Below are 18,444 nucleotides of genomic sequence, written 5' to 3' on the forward strand. Positions count from 1 at the left end.
GTCATGCCGTCCCCGTCCGCCAGCCGCCGCCCGATGTCCCGGAGCGCCCCGCTCACGTACGCGTTGGCGTTCGCGGTCGCGGCCGTGTCGATCACGCCGGTGATCTACGTGATCGTCGGCGGCTTCCGCACCACCCCACAGATCGTCGCGGATCCGGCCGGCCTACCCGACCCGTGGGTCTGGGACAACTACGTCCGGGTGCTGACACAGAGCGACTTCTGGGGCCAGGCCTTCAACAGCGCGGTCATCGCCCTGGGCACGACGCTCAGTGTCGTGCTGCTCGGCGTCGGCGCCGCGTTCGTGCTCGCCCGGTACACCTTCCGCGGACGCGAGGCGCTCTACACCTTCTTCACGCTCGGCCTGCTCTTCCCGGCCGGCGCGGCGATCCTGCCGCTCTACCTCATGCTGCGGGACTTGAACCTGATCAATTCCTACTACGCGGTGATCCTTCCGCAGGTCGCCTTCCAACTGCCCCTGACGATCGTGATCCTGCGTCCCTTCCTGTCCGCGATTCCCCGCGAACTGGAGGACGCCGCCGCGATCGACGGCGCCGGCCGGCTCGGCTTCCTCTGGCGTATCGTGCTGCCGCTGTCGCGGCCGGCGCTCGTCACCGTCGGGATCCTCGCCTTCGTGGCGAGTTGGAACGCGTTCCTCCTGCCGCTGCTCGTCCTCGGCGACGCCGACCTGCACACCCTGCCGCTGGGTGTGCAGAACTTCTCAAGCCAGTACACCTCCGACACGGCGGGGATCCTCGCCTTCACGTCGCTGGCGATGCTGCCGGCACTGCTCTTCTTCACGTTCGCCGAGAAGCAGATCGTCGGCGGCCTCCAGGGCGCGGTCAAGGGCTGAGCGACAGCGGTACCAGCACAACCAAGGGAAAGGCACAGCATGACTGAGGTCCACGCGGTGGTGGACGGGCCGGCACCGGCTCAGGCAACGCCGGATCACGACGGGCCGGACGGGCACGCCGGTGAGGCGCGCGTACGCGAACTGCTCGGCCGGATGACGATCGAGGAGAAGCTCGCGCAGATCGTCGGGTTCTGGGAGAAGGCGGACGGCGAGGCGGTCGCACCCCTGCAGGGCGAGTTCGCCGACACGACCAGGCTGGAGGACTTCTCCCGGCACGGCCTGGGCCATCTCACCCGGGCCTACGGGACCCGCCCCGTCGACGCGGCGGCCCGCGCGGCCTGGCTGTGGAAGTTCCAGCGGGACCTGGTGACGGGCACCCGGCTGGGCATACCGGCGATCGTCCATGAGGAGTGCCTCACCGGGTTGTCGGCGTGGAAGGCGGCGACCTTCCCCACCCCGCTGGCCTGGGGCGCCGCGTTCGATCCCGAGCTGGTCACCGAGATGGCCGCGGCGATCGGGGCCTCGATGCGGGCGTTGGGCATCCACCAGGGCCTCGCCCCGGTGCTCGACGTGATCCGCGACCCGCGTTGGGGCCGGGTCGACGAGTGCGTCTCCGAGGACCCCTACCTGGTCGGGACCATCGGCACGTCGTACGTTCGCGGCCTCCAGTCGCAGGGTGTGCACGCCACCCTGAAGCACTTCGCCGGCTACTCCGCCTCGCGCGCCGGGCGCAACTTCGCCCCCGTGCACGCCGGCCCGCGGGAGCTCGCCGACGTGCTGTTCCCTCCGTTCGAGATGGCGATCCTCGACGGCAACGCGCGGTCCGTCATGCACTCGTACACCGAGATCGACGGCGTGCCCGTCGCCGCCGATCCGGCGATGCTCACCGGCGTGCTGCGTGACCAGTGGGGCTTCGACGGCACGGTGGTGGCCGACTACTACGGGGTCGCCTTCCTGAACCTGCTGCACCACGTCGCAGGCGATCATGCGGAGGCGGCCGTGCAGGCGCTGGTCGCCGGTGTCGACGTCGAGCTCCCGACGGGCGACGCGTACCTGACCCTGCCGGAGACGGTGCGGGCCGGCAAGCTCGACGAGGCGCTCCTGGACCGGGCCGTGCTGCGCGTCCTGCGCCAGAAGCTGGAACTCGGGCTGCTCGACGCCACGTTCACCGACGAACCGCCCGCGGCGGTCGACCTCGACTCGCCCGAGCACCGGTCGATCGCCCGCCGCCTCGCGGAGGAGTCGATCGTCCTGGTCTCCAACCGGGACGTCCTTCCGCTGCCCGCGGGCCGACGGGTGGCGGTCATCGGTCCGAACGCGGACCGGCAGGGCGCGCTCTTCGGGTGTTACTCGTTCCTGAACCACGTGCTCGTCCAGCATCCCGACGTGGAGACGGGCATCGAGGCGCCGACGGTCCTGGAAGGGGTGCGTGCCGAGTTCGGTGCGGATGTCGTCACCTGGGCGCGGGGCTGCGACGTGGACAGCGACGACCGGTCCGGCTTCGAGGAGGCCGTCGCCGCGGCGTCCGCCGCGGACGTCGCCGTCCTGGTCGTCGGCGACCACGCCGGCCTCTTCGGGCGCGGCACGGTCGGTGAGGGCTGCGACCGGGACGACCTGGAGCTGCCCGGAGTGCAGCGCCAGCTCGTCGAGGCGGTACTGGCGACGGGCACGCCGGTCGTCCTCGTGCTGCTCACCGGTCGGCCGTACGCGGTCGACTGGGCCCTGGCGCGGTGCGCTGCGGTGCTGCAGGCGTTCTTCCCGGGCGAGGAGGGGTCCGGGGCGATCGCCGGAGTGCTGTCCGGGCGGGTCAACCCGTCCGGCCGGCTGCCGGTCAGCATCCCCGCCTCGGCGGGGGCGCAGCCGTACTCGTACCTGCATCCCACGCTCGGCGAGGGGAGCGAGGTGACCAACCTGGCGGCGACTCCCGCGGCGCCGTTCGGCCACGGCCTGTCCTACACCACCTTCGAGTACGCCGAGCTGACCGTGCCCGCCACGGTGCCGACCGACGGTGCGCTGCGGGTGTCGGTGTCCGTGACGAACACCGGCGCGGTCGCCGGCGACGACGTGGTCCAGCTCTACGGCCGCGACGTGGTGGCCTCGGTGACCCGTCCGGTGGCGCAGCTCCTCGGGTACCGGAGGGTGCACCTGGAGCCGGGCCAGTCGGTCACGCTCGAGCTGACGGTGCCCACCACCCGTCTGGCCTTCTCCGACCGTACGCTCACCCGGGTCGTGGAGCCCGGTGACGTCGAGCTCTGGGTCGGTACGAGCGCCCGGCGGGACGTCCAGGCGCTGACCACGCTGGTCGGCGGAACCGCACCCGTGACCACCGCCTCCGCCCGCTGGACGACCACCAACCTGAGCTAGCCCCCGGCAGGCACGATCATGGGGTTGGCGGCGCCGGTGGAGATCCGGATCGCCGTCAGCCTCATGATCAGCGGGACCTCAGAGGTCGAGCAGGATGGTCCGGGGGCCGACGTTGACGCTCTCCACCAGCATGTGCGCCCGGAACCGGCCGGTCTCGACCTTGGCGCCGCGAGCCCGCAGCTCCTCGACCACCGCCGTCACCAGTGGCTCCGCCACGGCGGCGGGGGCCGCCGCCGTCCAGGTGGGACGGCGGCCCTTGCGGGCGTCACCGTAGAGGGTGAACTGGCTGACCACCAGGATCGGCGCGCCCGTGTCGGCGGCCGACCGCTCGTCGTCGAGGATCCGCAGCTCGTGCACCTTGCGCGCCACCGTCCGGGCGGTCTCGCCGGTGTCGGTGTGGGTCACGCCCAGCAGCACCAGCAGGCCGTCCTCGATCGCGCCGACCACCTCGCCGTCGACTGTCACGCTGGCCCGGCCGACCGTCTGCACCACCGCCCGCATCAGTCCGCCACCGGCTCGACGAAGCCGCGCTCGACCAGGTGCGTCACGATCGGGACGGCCGCCTCCGCCAGCTCGTCCGGTGTCACGTCGTGCGCGGCGGCGAGCAGGGCGAGCTGGTCGCGCAGCGGCAGCCGCCCGTCCGCCCCGCCCACCAGAGCCAGCACCAGCGGGTCGATCTCCTCGGCCCAGCGCAGGCCGTGCGGCATGGCCAGCACCTGCCGGTCGACCGCCCAGCCCTCGTCGCCCATGGTGGCCTCCTGCCGCAGCTGGAGGCCGTCGGCGGCCCGGTAGCGCGCCGCGAGCAGCCCGTCGGCGCCGCGTACCCGGAGCCAGTCCTGGCGGTCGAACCAGTCGGCGACGCGGTCGCCGAGCGGCGCCGCGACCCGCTGGCGCAGGTCCTCCACTCGGAGGATCGGGTCGTCGTGGCCGCCGCGGCGCAGCGAGACGATGCCGAAGCCGATCGCCTCGACCTTGTGCGCGTCGAACCAGTCCAGCCACTCGGCCATCCGCCGGGGGTCGGCCGACTCGCCGACGTCGGTGAGCCACAGGTTCACGTACGCCATGGGGTCGGCGACCTCCCGCTGGATCACCCAGGCGTCCAGCCCGCTGCCGGCGAACCACCCGGTGACCCGTTCCGCCCAGTCCTCGCCGGCGACGTGCACCCAGTTCGCGAGGTACTGCATGGTGCCGCCGTCGGTGAGCAGCCGGGGCGCGGCCGCGGCCAGTTCCGCGCCGATCGCGTCGCCGACCCGGCCGGAGTCGCGGTAGACGTGCGTGGTGGTGCCCGGCCCCACCACGAACGGCGGGTTGCTGACCACCAGGTCGAAGCGGCGGCCGTCGACCGGCGCGACCATGTCGCCGCGCAGCAGCTCCCAGTCCTGGCCGTTGAGCGCGGCGGTGGTGGCGGCGAAGCGCAGCGCCCGCTCGGAGACGTCGGTGGCGGTGACCCGCCGCGCGTGGGTGGACAGGTGCAGCGCCTGGACACCGGAGCCGGTGCCCAGGTCCAGTGCGGTCGCCACCGGCCGGCGGACGGTCGCGCCGATGAGCGTCTGGGTCGCACCGCCGATGCCGAGAACGTGCTCGGCGTGCAGCGGCCGGCCGGGGCGGGCGCTGGCGGGCACGTCGGCGAGCACCCACCAGTCGTCCCCGTACGGCTCCAGGTCCAGGCCCATCCGCAGCCCGTCACCGTGTCGCTCGACCAGACCGCCGGCGAGCGCCTCCTCGATCGACAGGGGAGCCAGCGCGGCGGCGACCGCGGCCTCCGGCTCGGTCTGCTCGCAGATGAAGACCCGGATCAGCGTCGCGAGGGGATCCCGGTCCTCGGTGGCTCGCAGCGCGGCGCGGAAGTCGTTGCGGGCCACGCCGCCGGTGGCCTGCGCGCCCAGCCGCACGGCGATGCCGTTCGACGTGAAGTTCGCCCTGGTGAGCGCGGTCCGCAGGGCCGACACCCCGGCTGGGGAGAGCAGCATGTCGTGTTCGTCCACCTCGCCATCCTGCCTCCTGGCACCGGCCGGGACCCGGGCACCCGTGACATCCGAGATTCATCGACTTACATCCCTGTCATAACTATCGATGAAACGCTAGCATCGCATCGGGTTTCATCGATGGTGCGGACCGCCCGGTCAGAAGCCGGCCGGCCGCCCGGCAAGGGAGGCAGAAGATGCCAGCAGGGTCCACCGCACGACGGCGCCTCGTCCGGGCGTTCGCCGTCGTCGCCACCGCGGCGGCCATCTCCGCGGCCAGCACCACTCCGGCGTTCGCCGCGCCCACCGGCGAGATCCGGGGCGCCGGCGCGCCGAACGCGATCAGCGGCAGCTACCTCGTCGTGCTCAAGGCCGATGCGGTGGGCGCGGCCGGCACCTTCGCCGCCCGCTCCTCGGTGCCGACCCGGGCCGGCGCGCTCGCCAAGCGGTACGGCGGTAGCGTCGCCGACGTCTACAGTGCCGCGCTCACCGGCTTCGCCGCCAAGATGACCGAGACCCAGGCCCGCCGGCTCGCCGCCGACCCCGCCGTCGCCTACGTCGAGCAGGACCAGGTGATCACCGTCCAGGCGACCCAGACCAACCCGCCGTGGGGCTTGGACCGCATCGACCAGCGCAACCGGCCACTCAGCGGCACGTTCACCTACCCGAACACCGCCTCCAACGTGCGGGCGTACATCATCGACACCGGCATCCGGACCAGCCACAGCCAGTTCGGCGGCCGGGCCACCTGGGGCACCAACACGGTCGGTGGTTCCAACACCGACTGCAACGGCCACGGCACCCACGTCGCCGGCACCGTCGGCGCCTCCACCTACGGGGTGGCCAAGTCGGTGCGCCTGGTGGCCGTCAAGGTGCTCAACTGCTCCGGCAGCGGCAGCACCACAAGCGTGGTCAACGGCGTCAACTGGGTGACCGCGAACGCGGTCAAGCCCGCGGTGGCGAACATGAGCCTCGGCGGCGGGGCCAGCACCTCCATCGACAACGCCGTGGCCAACTCGATCCGCTCCGGCGTCACGTACGCCGTGGCGGCGGGCAATTCCAACGCCAACGCCTGCAACTACTCGCCGGCCCGTACGTCGACCGCGCTGACCGTCGGCTCGACGACCAGCAGCGACGCGCGGTCCTCCTTCTCCAACTACGGCTCCTGCGTGGACGTGTTCGCCCCCGGATCGAGCATCGCGTCGGCCTGGCACACCAGCGACACGGCGACCAACACGATCAGCGGCACCTCGATGGCCGCGCCGCACGTGGCCGGCGCCGCCGCCCTCGTCCTGTCGGCCAACCCGTCGTGGAGCCCGTCACAGGTCAGCAGCTACCTGACCGGCAACGCCACCACCGGTGTGGTGACCAGCCCCGGCTCCGGCTCGCCGAACCGCCTGCTCTTCGTCGTCAACTGAACCGCGCCCCGCCCCGCCGCGGCCCGGCGGACCGCTCCCGGTCCGTCGGGCCGCCCTCGTGACGGCGGCCCGTTAAGAAGGGACCCTTTCCCTACCCGAGGCGTTAAGAAGGGGCCCTTCCTTCACCGGGAAGGCGCGGGCGGTGCCTTCGACGCTGACGCCGACCTCGGCGCCGATCGGGGCCGTGGGGGCGCTGTCGAGGATCCGGGCGGTCACCCGGGTGCCGTCGGCGAGCCGGAGGCCGACCAGCGCGTCATGCCCGTGGAAGTCGTGCCGCAGCACGGTGGCGGTGACCGCACCGGGACCCGGGGTGAGGCGGACCTGCTCCGGCCGGACCAGGACCGTCACCGGGCCGGCCGGTGCGGCGCCGGCCACCGGCACGGTGCCCAGCGCGGTACGCGCGGCGCCGTCCTCGACCATCGCCGGCAGCAGCACCGCGTCGCCGACGAAACCGGCCACCCACTCGTCGGCCGGCTCGCGGTAGACGGCGGTCGGCGTCCCGGCCTGCACCACCCGGCCCGCCCGCAGCACCGCCACCCGGTCGGCGACCGAGAGCGCCTCGCCCTGGTCGTGGGTGACCAGCACACCGGTTGCGCCGTCGGCGCGCAGCGCCTCCCGCACGTCGTGGCGGAGCCCGGCCCGCAGCCCGGCGTCCAGAGCGCTGAACGGCTCGTCGAGCAGGACCACCGACGGGCGGGGCGCGAGCGCCCGGGCCACCGCGACCCGCTGCTGCTGGCCGCCCGAGAGCTGGTGCGGCATCCGGTCGCCGTACCCGGCGAGACCCACCAGGGTCAGCACCTCCTCGACCCGGTCGCCCCGGCGGGCCGCGCGGTCCAGGCCGTACGCCACGTTGTCGGCGACGGTGAGGTGCGGGAAGAGCGCCCCCTCCTGCGGCACCACGGCGATGCGGCGTCGGTGGGCGGGAACGTGCCGACCGTTGCCGGCGACCGCGACGCCGCCGACGTGGATCTCGCCCCCGTCGATGCGTTCGAAACCGGCGAGGCAGCGCAGCAGCGTCGTCTTGCCGCACCCGGACGGCCCAAGCACGGCGGTGAGCAGCCCGGACGGGACCGTGAGATCGGCCCCGGCCAGTGCGGTGACCGCGCCGTACCGCTTGACCACACCCGTCAGCACTACCTCGCTCATGCCGGCACTCCGCTTCGCTCCGTGCCGTCCTGAGGCACCCTGGCGCTGAGCCTGACGCTTCGCTCGCTCATTCCCGGTTCTCCTTGTCGAGCAGGCCGCTGCGGGCGACCAGCAGCCAGGTGGGCAGCGCCGCGATCGCCACCAGCAGTGCGGCGTACGGGGCCGCGGCGGCGTACGCCCCGACGGAGGTGGCGGTCCACAGCTCGGTGGCGAGCGTGTCCGTCCCGGTCGGACGCAGCAGCAGGGTGGCGGGCAGTTCCTTCATGCAGGTCAGGAAGACCAGGGCCGCGCCGGCCCCGATGCCGGGCAGGGTCAGCGGCAGGGTCACCGTGCGCAGCACGGTCAGCGGAGTGCGGCCGAGCGAGCGGGCCACCTCCTCCAGCCCGGGAGGCGACTGCGCGGCGGCGCCGGCCACCGCGCCCACCGCGAGCGGCAGGAAGAGCGTCGCGTACGCCAGGGCCAGCAGCCAGCGGGTCTGGTAGAGCGGGTACGCCACGGTGATCCCGAAGAAGATCAGCGACAGCCCGATCACGACGCCGGGCAGGGCGTGGGCGAGGTACGCCAGCCGGTCGAGCACCGTGGTCAGCCCGCCCGGCGCGCGGGCGACGAGCAGCCCCAGCGGCAGCGCCAGCAGCATCGTCAGCGCCGCACCGGCCAGCGAGACGGTCAGCGAGTTGCCGGCGGCGACCGCCACCTCCGGCAGGGCGCCGGGACGGGACACCCCACCGGCGAGCCGCCGGGCCAGGCTCAGCGCGGGCACACCGAGGGCGAGCGCCGCGATGCCGAGCAGCGCCGCGAGCGCCGGCCAGCGGGTCGCGCCGAGCCGCAGCCGGACCGGCGGACGGCGGGCGCCGCCGAGCCGGGCGTACCGGGCGCCGCGCCGCCGGGTGGCGGTCTCGGCGGTGAGCAGCAGCACGGTCAGCACCACGAGCACGCTGGAGAGCACCAGCGCGCCGGTGCGGTCGAAGCCCAGGTCGAAGGCGACGAAGATGGCCCGGGTGAAGGTGTCGGCGCGCAGGATCGAGACGGCTCCGAAGTCGGAGAGCACGTAGAGGGCGACCAGCAGGGCGCCGGCCGCGGTGGCCGGGCGGACCTGGCGCAGGGTCACCGCGGTGAAGGTCTGCCAGCCGCTACGTCCCAGCGAGCGGGACACCTCCTCCTGCGCCGGGTCCGCGCCGCGCAGCGCGGCGGCGACCGGCAGGAAGACGTACGGGTACGAGCAGAGCGTCAGCACCAGCGCCGCCGGCCAGAAGCCTTCCAGCCCGCGCAGTTCCGATACCCAGGCGAACGCCGCGATGTAGGTGGGGACGGCCAGGGGCAGGGCGGCCAGCACCGCGAAGAGTCGCCGGCCGGGCAGGTCGGTGCGGGTGACGAGGACGGCGGCGCCGACGCCGAGCAGCACACACCCGGCGGTGACCACCGCCGCCAGGGCGAGACTGCGCAGGGCGAGCAGCGCGACCCGCTCGGTCCACAGCTCCTCGACGACCCGCTCCCACCCGGCCTCGGCGGTGCGTACCGCCAGGTAGACCAGGGGGAGCAGGGCCACGGCCACCGCCGCGGTCGAGGCCGCGAGCAGCGCCGGGCGGGGGGCCAGTCGTCGCGCCCGCCCGCGTACGCCGAAGCGGGCCGGCCTGTGGAGGGCCGGCCCCGCCGCCGTCGTCGGAGTGCTCAGGGCACCAACCCCGACTCGGTGATCATGGCAACGGTGGTCTCGAGGGTGTCGAGGTCGTTCAGGTCGATGTTCGGGACCTTCAGCTCGGCCAGCGGCGGCACGTACGCCGGACCGACCACGCCGGTGACCACCGGGTACTCGAAGGTCTCCTCGGCGAAGTACTTCTGCGCCTCCGGGCCGAGCAGGTAGTCGACGAACGCCTTGGCGTCGGCGTCCTCGGCGGCGCGGGTGAGCACGCCGACGCCGGCCACGTTGACCAGCGCACCGGTGTCGCCGCCCGGGAAGAAGTGCAGCTTGGCCTTCATCGCGTCCGGCGTGGTGCCCTGCTCCTTGGCGATTTCACCGAGGTAGTAGTGGTTGACCAGGCCGACGGGAACCCCGCCGTTGTTGACGTCCTCGACGATCTTGATGTTGTTGTCCCGGATCTGCGGCTCGTTCGCCTTGAGCCCGGCCAGGAAGTCCTTCGCCTTCTGGTCGCCGTGCTGGACCCGGATCGCGGTGACGAACGCCTGGAACGAGGCGTTGGTCGGGGCGAGCGCGACCTTGCCCTTCCACTTCGGGTCGGTCAGCTCGAAGACGGACGCCGGCAGCTGGTCGGCGGTGACCTGGTCGGCGTTGTAGACCAGCACCCGGGCGCGGGCGCTGACGCCGACCCACTGGCCGTTGCGGGCCCGGTACGTCTCGGGGACCGCACCGGTGGCGGCCTCCGGGAGGGTGGCGAACATGCCCTTCTTGGCGACGGTGCCGAGGGCGCCGGCGTCCTGGGCGAAGAAGACGTCGGCCGGCGACCTGTCGCCCTCCTCGACCAGCTGCGCGGCGAGCTGGGCGGTGCTCGCGTACCGCGGCTTCACCTGGATGCCGGTCTGCTGGGTGAACTTCTCGAGCAACGGCTTCACGAGCTGTTCGTTGCGGCCGCTGTAGACCGTGATCGTCCTGTCGTTCGGCTTGCCGGGGTCGGCGGCGTCGTCGTCGCCCGACCCGCAGGCGATCAGGCCGGTGGCGAGCAGCCCGGCGGCGACGAGCGTCGCCGTGGACCGGCGGAGCAGTACGGACACGACGGCAACCCTTCGCGACGGATCGGCGGACGCCGACGAAGTTAGCACAGGCTAACCTCACGGTGAATCGGAGTGCGGGTCGGATCACGTGTCTCGTACCGGCGGGTGGGTCGGGGTGCGGGGGCGGGTGCCCGGCGGGCAGGATGGAGCGCATGACGCTCGAGCTGCCCATCGACCCGGAGGCCAACGCGCTGCTGCGGCGCAGCCCGCTGGCGCTGCTCGTCGGGATGGTCCTCGACCAGCAGGTCCCGATGGAGAAGGCGTTCTCGTCGCCGTACGTCCTGGCCGAGCGGCTCGGGCACGAGCCGGACGCCGCCGAGCTGGCCGGGTACGACCCGGACGCCCTGGTCGCCCTCTTCGCGACCCCGCCGGCCCTGCACCGTTTCCCCAAGGCCATGGCCGCCCGGGTGCAGGAGGTGTGCCGGGTCCTCGTCGACCGGTACGACGGCGACGCTGGGGGCCTCTGGGCCGAGGTGACCGACGGCCGCGAGCTGCTGCGCCGCGTCGCCGACCTGCCCGGGTTCGGCCGGCAGAAGGCGCAGATCTTCGTCGCCCTGCTCGGCAAGCGCTTCGGAGTCACGCCCGAGGGCTGGCGGGAGGCCGCCGGCGGTTACGGCGACGCGGACGCGTACCGGTCGGTCGCCGACGTCACGGACGCCGGGTCGCTGCGCCGGGTGCGCGAGTACAAGCAGCAGATGAAGGCGGCGGCCAAGGCGAAAACGGCAGGCGCCTGACGAAAAGCCGGCCCGGCCCGGCCCGCTGAAGTCATGATGGCGGGCATGGGGGCGGATGGTGACGGCGCGGCGTTGCTCCGTCCCAGCGTCAGCTCGCCCCGCGCCACCTTCCTGGAGCTCTTCTTCGACCTGGTCTTCGTCTTCGCGCTCACCCGGTTGTCCGTGCGGCTCATCCAGGAGGTGGAGGGCGGCCGGATGCTCGTCGGCGTCGTCGAGACCCTGATGCTCTTCCTGGCGCTGTGGCTGGTCTGGACCATCACCACCTGGGTCACCAGCCGGTACGAACCGGAGCGGGGCATCATCCAGGCGGTCGTGGTCGGCACCATGTTCGGCAGCCTGATGATGGCCGTGACGGTGCCCCGCGCTTTCGAGGAGCGGGCGCTGCCGTTCGTCCTCGCGTACCTGGTCGTGATGATCGGCCGGCCGCTGGTCATCGCGGCAGCGCTGCGCGGGCACCGACGCCGGCAGGTGCCGCTGCGGCTCGCGGCCTGGGCGGCGGTGGGCGGGGTGCCCTGGGTCGCCGGCGCGCTCGGCCCGGACGAGCTGCGCATGGCGTTGTGGGCGCTCGCCCTGGCGATCGACTATCTGGGCCTGACGCTGGGTTGGCCGGTGCCCCGGCTGGGCCCGGCCCGGCCGTCCGGGTGGCGCATCGAGGGCGAGCACCTCGCGGAGCGCTACCAGCAGATGTTCCTCATCGCGCTCGGCGAGTCGATCCTGGTGATCGGCATCGCGTACAGCGGACAGACGTTCGCCGCGGAGCCGGCCGCCGCCTTCGTGCTCGCCTTCGTCACCACCGCGCTGTTCTGGCGCATCTACTTCCACCGGGCGGGCCACCTGCTCGCCGAGGCCCTGCGGGTGGCGCGCGAGCCCGGCCGGCTCGGCACCTCCGCCAGCTTCACCCACCTGTTCATCATCGGCGGGGTGCTGATGGCGGGTGTCGGCTACGAGCTGGTGATCATGCACCCGTTCGACCTGCTCGACTCGGAATGGCTGTTCTTCGTCATCGGCGGGCCGGTGGTCTTCCTGCTCGCCAGGTCCCGCTTCGAGTACGAGGTCTTCGGCCGGGTCTCCGTTCCCCGGGTGGTGGCGGTGGTGGTGCTGGTGCTTGTCGCCGTGCCGCTGACACAGGCGATGTCCATGGTGGCACAGGCCGCCGTCGTCGCGGTGCTCGCCGGCGTGGCGAGCGCGGACTGGCTGCGCAGCCGGGGCCAACCGATGGAGATGACGGCCTCCCCGCTGGGGCACCGGACCTCCGGCGGCGGCAACTTCTCGCCCTGACGGCCGGGACCGACAGGTGGCGGACCGGCGGGTCAGGCGGCGGTCGGGCGGGAGAGCGCGGCCAGCGCGCGGCGGACGTCGGCGAGCGAGACGGTCGCCGAGTCGTCCAGGTCGGCCAGGCCGGCCTCGATCCACTGCCGCATCAGCGTGGTCACCCCGATGCCCCGGGCGTCGGCGGCGGCGCGCACCCGCTCGTACGTCTCCAGGGGCAGCCGCACCGACCGGCTCACCATGGGGCCCTCGGTGTCCGGAACGGGCAGCTCCGCCGGCTGGCTCTCGTCGATCAGGTCGGCGAGCGCGTCGTCGCCGTGGAACCGCTTGATGGCGTCGTCACGGTGCATGCTGACCGCCTCCTCATCGGCGTTCTCTCCGCACGGCCTCGTCGTAGCGCTTGGCCTCCGCGTCGGTCAGCTCGCGGGCGGAGAGGATGTCCCAGTCGTTGTCGGTGCCGTCGGCCTCGGCGAGCAGCACGGCCAGCCGGCGTCCCCGGCGGGCGGAGGCGTAGACGACCATCACGTCGTCACCCAGGTGGCGGATGACCCGCCCGCTGCTGTGCAGCGCCTCCCAGACCTCCCCCGGCGTGACGTCGTAGACCCTCAGGTTGGCCAGCGCCTCGTCGGTGAAGCTGAACCTGCTGCCCACGCCGCGAGCGTACCACGGATGTAACACGGCCGAGATGAACCGATTTTCGCTGATCACGCGGCCGAGGTGACAGGATGGGGCGTAATCCCCTCGAGGAGGTCCGTGGTGAAGCGTCAGGCGTACCAGCCGATCCTGATCACCGACGCCTCGCGCAGCCAGGACGACCAGCTCACCAGCCGGCAGAAGCGGTACGTGCTGATGATGGGCATCCGGGTCGTGTGCGTGATCGTCGGCGCGGTCCTGGTCGGCGCGCAGGCTCCCATGCTCTGGCTCTGGCTGCCCCTGGTGGGCCTGGGCATGATCCTCATTCCGTGGCTGGCCGTTCTGCTCGCGAACGACCGGCCGCCGAAGGAACAGCACCGGCTCGCCCGCCGGTTCCAGCCCCGGCGGCGGGACGACACGCCGCCGATGAGCCTCACCGCCGAGGAGCGGCCGCACAAGGTCATCGACGCCGAGCCCTGACCGCCCCCGGCCCGGCCACGGCCGGGCCGGAGCCCCCCCCGTCAGCGTGGCGGTCGTGCCCCGACCTGACCCACCGCCGAGGCGCCCAGGTCGCCGGCCCGGCGCAGTGCGGCCTCCGGCGACGCCCCGGTCAGCCAGGCGGTCAGCAGCCCGGCGGCGAACGCGTCGCCGGCCCCGGTGGGATCGACCACGCTCATCCGCCGCGTCGGCGCCACCGCGATCGTGGCGTCCCGGTCGACCCAGACCGCACCGGCCGCGCCGCGCTTGACCACCACCCGCCGCGCCGAGGCCGACAGCACCCGCCCCTGTGCGGCCGGGTCGAGCCCACCGGCCAGCACCGTGGCCTCCTCCGCGTTGACCAGGAGCAGGTCGACGCCGCGTACCCAGGTCAGGAAGGCCGCCGCGCCGACGCGCCGCAGGGGCGCCGCGGAGGCCGCGTCCACACTTACCGTGAGGCCCCGCTCGCGGGCCGCGGCCAGCGCGCGCAGCCCCGCCGGTCGGGACCCGGAATCCAGCAGGGTGTACCCGGACAGGTGCAGGTGGCCGGCGTCCGGCGCGGCCGCCAGGGCCGCGTCGACCGCCTCGGGGGCCAGCCGCAGGTTCGCCCCCCGCTCGGTGACCATCGTCCGCTCGGCCGGCGTGGCCAGCACGATGACGGTCCCGGTCGGCGCGTCGGGCACCCGGGTGACCGCGCAGTCGACGCCGCCGCCCGTCAGCTCGGCGACCCGGTCCCGGCCCGGTCCGTCGTCGCCGACCGCGCCGACAAGCGTCACGGGTACGCCGAGCGCACCCAGCCAGGCCGCCGTGTTCGCCGCCTGGCCGCCCCCGGTGAACTGGATCTCAGCCGGCGTGTCCGACCCGGTCACCGGCGGCCCGCCCAGCACGGCCACCACGTCGGTGATCAGGTCACCCACGACGAGGACGCGGGGTGGCTTCATGCCGGCCGGGCGGCCGCCGCCACCGCGATCCGGGCGGCGAGATCGGCGTTGCGCAGGATGATCCGGACGTTCACCGCGAGACTGGCGCCCTCGGTGGCGGAGTGGAAGTGGGCCAGCAGGAACGGCGTCACCGCCTTGCCCGTGATCCCCTCGCGCTCCAGCAGCGCCAGCCCTTCGGTGAGGGTGCGGTCGTGCAGCGCCGGGTCGAGCTGCTCGCCGGCGGGCAGGGGATTGGCCACGACCAGCCCGCCGGTGTGCAGGCCGTGCTGGTCCCGGGCGGCGAGCACCTCGGCCACCTGCTCCGGTGAGTCCACCGACCAGTCCAGATCGAACCCGCCGTCGGTCAGGTAGAAGCCGGGGAAGCGGCGGGTGCGGTAGCCGACCACGCCCACCCCGAGGGTCTCCAGGCGCTCCCGCGTGGCACCCACGTCGAGGATCGACTTCACCCCGGCGCAGACCACCGCGATCGGCGTGCGGGCCAGGGTCACCAGGTCGGCGGACTCGTCGAAGCTCTCGGCGGCCTCCCGGTGCACGCCACCGAGGCCGCCGGTGGCGAACACGCCGATGCCCGCCGCGGCGGCCACCGCGCTGGTGGCGGCGACGGTGGTGGCGCCGTCCGCGCCGGTCGCGGCGGCCACCGCGAGATCGCGTACGGAGAGCTTCGCCACCGGGTCGACGGTCGCCAGCCGGGTCAGCTCGGCGTCGTCGAGGCCGACCACGAGCTGCCCGGCGACCATGCCGATGGTGGCCGGCACCGCCTCGGCGTCCCGGACCGCCTGCTCGATCTCGCGGGCCACCCGGAGGTTGTCGGGCCGGGGGAGGCCGTGCGAGACGATGGTGCTCTCCAGGGCCACCACGGGACGGCCGGCGCGCAGGGCGTCGCCGACCTCGGCACCGAATCGAAGGTGAAAGTCGGTCACGACGGCCACGGTACGACCCCGGCCGGCCGGACCTGCAGTGGACCGGGCAACGGGTGACCTGCCAGACTTGTCGGCCGGAGGTGAGTACGTGAGCACACAGGTCCTCGAGCGTCCCGAGGTGAAGGACGCGGACACCGGTCCGGAGATGTTCCACTACGTGCGCAAGGAGAAGATCGCCGAGAGTGCCGTGATGGGCACCTTCGTCGTGGCGCTCTGCGGCGAGACGTTCCCGGTCACCAAGGCGGCCAAGCCCGGCTCGCCGGTGTGCCCGAAGTGCAAGGAGATCTACGACTCGTTCGCCAAGTGAACCGGGGCGGGCGGCGGAGCCGCCCGCGTAACCTGCGGCGGTGACCACCTCCACCGCCCTCCTGCTCGCCGATCTCACCGGGGTCGCGGTCTTCGCCGCCTCCGGTGCCTCGGCGGCCGTGGCCAAGCGGCTGGACCTCTTCGGCGTCGTCTTCGTCGGGTTCGTGGCCGCGCTCGGCGGTGGGATCTTCCGGGACCTCGTCATCGACGAGGCCCCGCCGTTGGCCTTCGCGGACTGGCGGTACGCCGTCACCGCCGCGGTCACCGCCGTCGCCGTCTTCCGGCTGCACCCCCAGTTCGCCCGGCTGCGTACCACCGTCCTGGTGCTGGACGCCGCCGGCCTGGCGTTGTTCACCGTCACCGGCACCGTGAAGGCGCTCGGCGCCGGCGTGCCGGCGGTCGGCGCGTGCGTCGTCGGGATGCTCACCGCGATCGGCGGCGGCCTGGGTCGGGACCTGCTCACCGCCGAGATCCCGGTGGTGCTCCGGCGCGAGATCTACGCGGTCGCCGCGCTCATCGGCGCCGTCCTCGTCGTGCTGCTGGAGGCGCTCGGCCACGCGAACGCGCTCTGGCTGACGGCGGCGGCGGTCCTGGTCTTCCTGATCCGCCTGGTCTCCCTGCGCCGCCGCTGGTCCGCCCCGCTGCCCACCTTCCGCCCACCCCGCCCCACCTGACCCGCGGGTTCCATGGGACAGGTGTGACTCGCGTGGCGTCGGGTGGGGCGCGGGGTGACCGCTGGTTATGCTGAGTCGGCCTTCGCGGCACCTCTGCGCGGAGGCGTTTTCATGGGCGGTGGCACCCGTGGCCCGCGGCCCGGGGTCGGTACCTCAGGCGGTGGAGAGGAGCTTCGCGTGGCACCCCGGACGCCGGCGCTCGAGACGTTCCCGGCACTGCGCGCATGGCAGCGCAAGGCCCTCGTGGAGTACCTGCGCCGCCGCGACCCGGACTTCACCGCGGTCGCCACCCCGGGCGCCGGCAAGACCACGTTCGCCCTCCGGATCGCCGCCGAGCTGCTCGCCGACGGCACCGTCGAGGCGGTCACCGTGGTCGCACCGACCGAGCACCTCAAGACCCAGTGGGCGCAGGCCGCCGCCCGGGTGGGCATCCAGCTCGACGCCGCCTTCCGCAACGCCGACCTGCACTCGTCGGCCGACTTCCACGGCGCCGTCGTCACGTACGCCCAGGTCGGCATGGCCCCACAGGTGCACCGGCGACGCACGCTGACCCGGCGCACCCTGGTCGTCCTCGACGAGATCCACCACGCCGGTGACTCCCGCACGTGGGGCGACGGGGTGAAGGCGGCCTTCGAGGGTGCCGAGCGCCGCCTCATGCTCACCGGCACGCCGTTCCGCTCCGACGACAACCCCATCCCCTTCGTCACCTACGAGCGGGGTGGCGACGGCCTCCTGCGCTCCCGCGCGGACTCGGTGTACGGCTACGCCGACGCGCTGCGCGACGGTGTCGTGCGGCCGGTGCTGTTCCTCGCGTACTCCGGGGAGACCCGGTGGCGGACGAACGCCGGCGAGGAGTTGGCGGCCCGGCTCGGCGAGCCGATGACCCAGGACCTGATCGCGCAGGCCTGGCGGACCGCGCTCGACCCGGCCGGTGACTGGATGCCGCAGGTGCTGCGGGCCGCGGACGCCCGGCTGAGCGTGCTGCGCAACGCCGGGATGCCGGACGCCGGCGGCCTCGTCATCGCCAGCGACCAGCAGACCGCCCGCTCGTACGCGAAGCTCCTCGAGCAGGTGACCGGGGAGAAGGCCGCCGTGGTGCTCTCCGACGACGTGGGCGCCTCGACCCGGATCGCGACGTTCGCGGCGTCCGACCAGCGCTGGCTGGTGGCGGTCCGGATGGTCTCCGAGGGCGTCGACATTCCCCGCCTGGCCGTCGGCGTGTACGCGACGAGCGCCAGCACCCCGCTGTACTTCGCGCAGGCCATCGGCCGGTTCGTCCGGGCGCGCCGGCCGGGGGAGACCGCGTCGGTCTTCCTGCCCAGCGTGCCGCACCTGCTCGGGCTGGCGAGCGAGATGGAGGCCGAGCGGGACCACGTGCTGGGCAAGCCCAAGGACCGCGAGGGCTTCGACGACGACCTGCTGGAACGCGCCCAGCGCGACGACCAGGCCAGCGGCGAGCTGGAAAAGAGCTTCGCCGCGCTCTCCGCGACCGCCGAGCTGGACCAGGTGATCTTCGACGGCGCCTCCTTCGGCACCGCCGCCCAGGCCGGCACCCCCGAGGAGGAGGAGTACCTCGGACTGCCCGGCCTGCTCACCGCCGACCAGGTGGCCATGCTCCTGTCCAAGCGGCAGGCCGAACAGCTCGCCGCGCAGCGGCGTAGGAGCACCGAGCGGCCCGCTGAGACGGCCGCTGCGGGCCCCGCCGCCCCGCCGGCACCGATGAGTGCGGCGCAACGCCGCGTGGCGCTACGGCGCCAGCTGAACGCTCTGGTGGCCGCCCGGCACCACCGCACCGGCCAACCCCACGGCAAGATCCACGCCGAGTTGCGCCGCCTCTGCGGCGGGCCGCCCAGCGCCCAGGCGACGATCGAGCAGCTCGAGGAACGGATCGCCACCGTACAGACCCTCTGAGGCGTTGTGGGGGCGCCCGTCCCGGGCCGGCCGGCTCGTCCGGATCTCTCTCGTGCCCGTCAAGATCGTGCTGGTTGTGCGAAGTAGTGGCCTCGGTGCGCGGTGGAGGGC

The 18,444-nt window shown here is 73.5% G+C and carries 18 protein-coding genes; 9 read left to right on the forward strand and 9 right to left on the reverse strand.

Features of this window, described 5'->3' with window-relative positions:
* Window positions 1-3 precede the first annotated feature (3 nt).
* Window positions 4-849 carry a carbohydrate ABC transporter permease gene (locus tag ABTW87_RS07745; protein ID WP_502891548.1) on the forward strand — a complete coding sequence of 282 codons (846 nt, stop codon included), beginning with the start codon at window positions 4-6 and terminating at the stop codon, window positions 847-849.
* Window positions 850-888: 39 nt separating this feature from the next.
* A complete protein-coding gene (locus ABTW87_RS07750) occupies window positions 889-3,213 on the forward strand; it encodes a beta-xylosidase/alpha-l-arabinosidase (protein ID WP_350649572.1) in 2,325 nt (774 codons plus the stop codon).
* Between the two features lie 78 nt (window positions 3,214-3,291).
* On the opposite strand, the gene dtd is transcribed toward ABTW87_RS07750, so the two are convergent.
* Both dtd and ABTW87_RS07760 read right to left on the reverse strand, forming a co-directional pair.
* Complete coding sequence (dtd, locus tag ABTW87_RS07755; protein ID WP_350649574.1) at window positions 3,292-3,714, reverse strand: D-aminoacyl-tRNA deacylase; 423 nt, start codon at window positions 3,712-3,714, stop codon at window positions 3,292-3,294.
* Window positions 3,714-5,198, reverse strand: a complete 1,485-nt coding sequence (locus ABTW87_RS07760) for a DUF7782 domain-containing protein (RefSeq protein ID WP_350649576.1) — start codon at window positions 5,196-5,198, stop codon at window positions 3,714-3,716. The genes dtd and ABTW87_RS07760 overlap by 1 nt, the downstream gene beginning before the upstream one ends.
* Window positions 5,199-5,374: 176 nt before the next feature.
* On the opposite strand from ABTW87_RS07760, the gene ABTW87_RS07765 reads away from it, so the two are divergent.
* Complete coding sequence (locus ABTW87_RS07765) at window positions 5,375-6,595, forward strand: S8 family peptidase (protein WP_350649578.1); 1,221 nt, start codon at window positions 5,375-5,377, stop codon at window positions 6,593-6,595.
* Window positions 6,596-6,667: 72 nt separating this feature from the next.
* Here ABTW87_RS07765 and ABTW87_RS07770 read toward each other — a convergent pair whose 3' ends face one another.
* From ABTW87_RS07770 to ABTW87_RS07780, 3 genes are all read right to left on the reverse strand, one after another.
* On the reverse strand, window positions 6,668-7,741 hold the full coding sequence (locus tag ABTW87_RS07770; RefSeq protein WP_350649580.1) for an ABC transporter ATP-binding protein: 1,074 nt from the start codon (window positions 7,739-7,741) through the stop codon (window positions 6,668-6,670).
* Window positions 7,742-7,808: 67 nt separating this feature from the next.
* Window positions 7,809-9,335, reverse strand: coding sequence for an ABC transporter permease (locus ABTW87_RS07775; protein ID WP_350649862.1), 1,527 nt, complete (start codon window positions 9,333-9,335; stop codon window positions 7,809-7,811).
* A 74-nt stretch (window positions 9,336-9,409) separates the two neighbouring features.
* Complete coding sequence (locus ABTW87_RS07780; protein WP_350649582.1) at window positions 9,410-10,468, reverse strand: iron ABC transporter substrate-binding protein; 1,059 nt, start codon at window positions 10,466-10,468, stop codon at window positions 9,410-9,412.
* A gap of 143 nt (window positions 10,469-10,611) precedes the next feature.
* Between ABTW87_RS07780 and ABTW87_RS07785 the strand changes: the two genes are divergently transcribed.
* Both ABTW87_RS07785 and ABTW87_RS07790 read left to right on the forward strand, forming a co-directional pair.
* The gene (locus ABTW87_RS07785; protein WP_350649584.1) at window positions 10,612-11,202 is read left to right on the forward strand and encodes an HhH-GPD-type base excision DNA repair protein; all 591 of its coding nucleotides are present in this window, start codon (window positions 10,612-10,614) and stop codon (window positions 11,200-11,202) included.
* Between the two features lie 45 nt (window positions 11,203-11,247).
* Window positions 11,248-12,480 (forward strand): low temperature requirement protein A, encoded by a 1,233-nt coding sequence (locus ABTW87_RS07790; RefSeq protein ID WP_350649585.1) that lies wholly within the window; start codon window positions 11,248-11,250, stop codon window positions 12,478-12,480.
* 32 nt (window positions 12,481-12,512) lie between these two features.
* On the opposite strand, the gene ABTW87_RS07795 is transcribed toward ABTW87_RS07790, so the two are convergent.
* Window positions 12,513-12,821 carry a YlcI/YnfO family protein gene (locus tag ABTW87_RS07795; RefSeq protein WP_350649587.1) on the reverse strand — a complete coding sequence of 103 codons (309 nt, stop codon included), beginning with the start codon at window positions 12,819-12,821 and terminating at the stop codon, window positions 12,513-12,515.
* Between the two features lie 13 nt (window positions 12,822-12,834).
* Window positions 12,835-13,122, reverse strand: a complete 288-nt coding sequence (locus ABTW87_RS07800) for a hypothetical protein (RefSeq protein ID WP_350649589.1) — start codon at window positions 13,120-13,122, stop codon at window positions 12,835-12,837.
* Window positions 13,123-13,227: 105 nt separating this feature from the next.
* Here ABTW87_RS07800 and ABTW87_RS07805 point away from each other — a divergent pair, with 105 nt between their 5' ends.
* Window positions 13,228-13,584 (forward strand): DUF3099 domain-containing protein, encoded by a 357-nt coding sequence (locus tag ABTW87_RS07805; RefSeq protein WP_350649864.1) that lies wholly within the window; start codon window positions 13,228-13,230, stop codon window positions 13,582-13,584.
* A gap of 41 nt (window positions 13,585-13,625) precedes the next feature.
* Here ABTW87_RS07805 and ABTW87_RS07810 read toward each other — a convergent pair whose 3' ends face one another.
* Together ABTW87_RS07810 and ABTW87_RS07815 are read right to left on the reverse strand one after the other, a co-directional pair.
* Complete coding sequence (locus ABTW87_RS07810; RefSeq protein ID WP_350649591.1) at window positions 13,626-14,522, reverse strand: carbohydrate kinase family protein; 897 nt, start codon at window positions 14,520-14,522, stop codon at window positions 13,626-13,628.
* Entirely contained in the window at window positions 14,519-15,442 is a 924-nt protein-coding gene (locus ABTW87_RS07815; RefSeq protein ID WP_350649593.1) for a pseudouridine-5'-phosphate glycosidase, read from the reverse strand. The genes ABTW87_RS07810 and ABTW87_RS07815 overlap by 4 nt, the downstream gene beginning before the upstream one ends.
* A gap of 88 nt (window positions 15,443-15,530) precedes the next feature.
* On the opposite strand from ABTW87_RS07815, the gene ABTW87_RS07820 reads away from it, so the two are divergent.
* From ABTW87_RS07820 to ABTW87_RS07830, 3 genes are all read left to right on the forward strand, one after another.
* Window positions 15,531-15,749: a DUF3039 domain-containing protein gene (locus ABTW87_RS07820; protein ID WP_350649595.1), complete on the forward strand. Its 219-nt coding sequence runs from the start codon at window positions 15,531-15,533 to the stop codon at window positions 15,747-15,749.
* A gap of 40 nt (window positions 15,750-15,789) precedes the next feature.
* Window positions 15,790-16,422 carry a trimeric intracellular cation channel family protein gene (locus tag ABTW87_RS07825; RefSeq protein WP_350649597.1) on the forward strand — a complete coding sequence of 211 codons (633 nt, stop codon included), beginning with the start codon at window positions 15,790-15,792 and terminating at the stop codon, window positions 16,420-16,422.
* A gap of 177 nt (window positions 16,423-16,599) precedes the next feature.
* The gene (locus ABTW87_RS07830; protein ID WP_350649599.1) at window positions 16,600-18,333 is read left to right on the forward strand and encodes a DEAD/DEAH box helicase; all 1,734 of its coding nucleotides are present in this window, start codon (window positions 16,600-16,602) and stop codon (window positions 18,331-18,333) included.
* The last annotated feature ends 111 nt before the right edge of the window (window positions 18,334-18,444 follow it).

This window comes from Micromonospora sp. NPDC126480, assembly GCF_040302465.1.
GTDB lineage: Bacteria > Actinomycetota > Actinomycetes > Mycobacteriales > Micromonosporaceae > Micromonospora.

What these genes read in the sequence shown, in the direction of transcription:
- ABTW87_RS07745 (WP_502891548.1), top strand. Translation starts at nt 4, where the DNA reads ATGCCGTCCCCGTCCGCCAGCCGCCGCCCGATGTCCCGGAGCGCCCCG.
- ABTW87_RS07750 (WP_350649572.1), top strand. Translation starts at nt 889, where the DNA reads ATGACTGAGGTCCACGCGGTGGTGGACGGGCCGGCACCGGCTCAGGCA.
- dtd (WP_350649574.1), bottom strand. Translation starts at nt 3,714, where the DNA reads ATGCGGGCGGTGGTGCAGACGGTCGGCCGGGCCAGCGTGACAGTCGAC.
- ABTW87_RS07765 (WP_350649578.1), top strand. Translation starts at nt 5,375, where the DNA reads ATGCCAGCAGGGTCCACCGCACGACGGCGCCTCGTCCGGGCGTTCGCC.
- ABTW87_RS07770 (WP_350649580.1), bottom strand. Translation starts at nt 7,741, where the DNA reads ATGAGCGAGGTAGTGCTGACGGGTGTGGTCAAGCGGTACGGCGCGGTC.
- ABTW87_RS07785 (WP_350649584.1), top strand. Translation starts at nt 10,612, where the DNA reads ATGGAGCGCATGACGCTCGAGCTGCCCATCGACCCGGAGGCCAACGCG.
- ABTW87_RS07790 (WP_350649585.1), top strand. Translation starts at nt 11,248, where the DNA reads ATGGGGGCGGATGGTGACGGCGCGGCGTTGCTCCGTCCCAGCGTCAGC.
- ABTW87_RS07795 (WP_350649587.1), bottom strand. Translation starts at nt 12,821, where the DNA reads ATGCACCGTGACGACGCCATCAAGCGGTTCCACGGCGACGACGCGCTC.
- ABTW87_RS07810 (WP_350649591.1), bottom strand. Translation starts at nt 14,522, where the DNA reads ATGAAGCCACCCCGCGTCCTCGTCGTGGGTGACCTGATCACCGACGTG.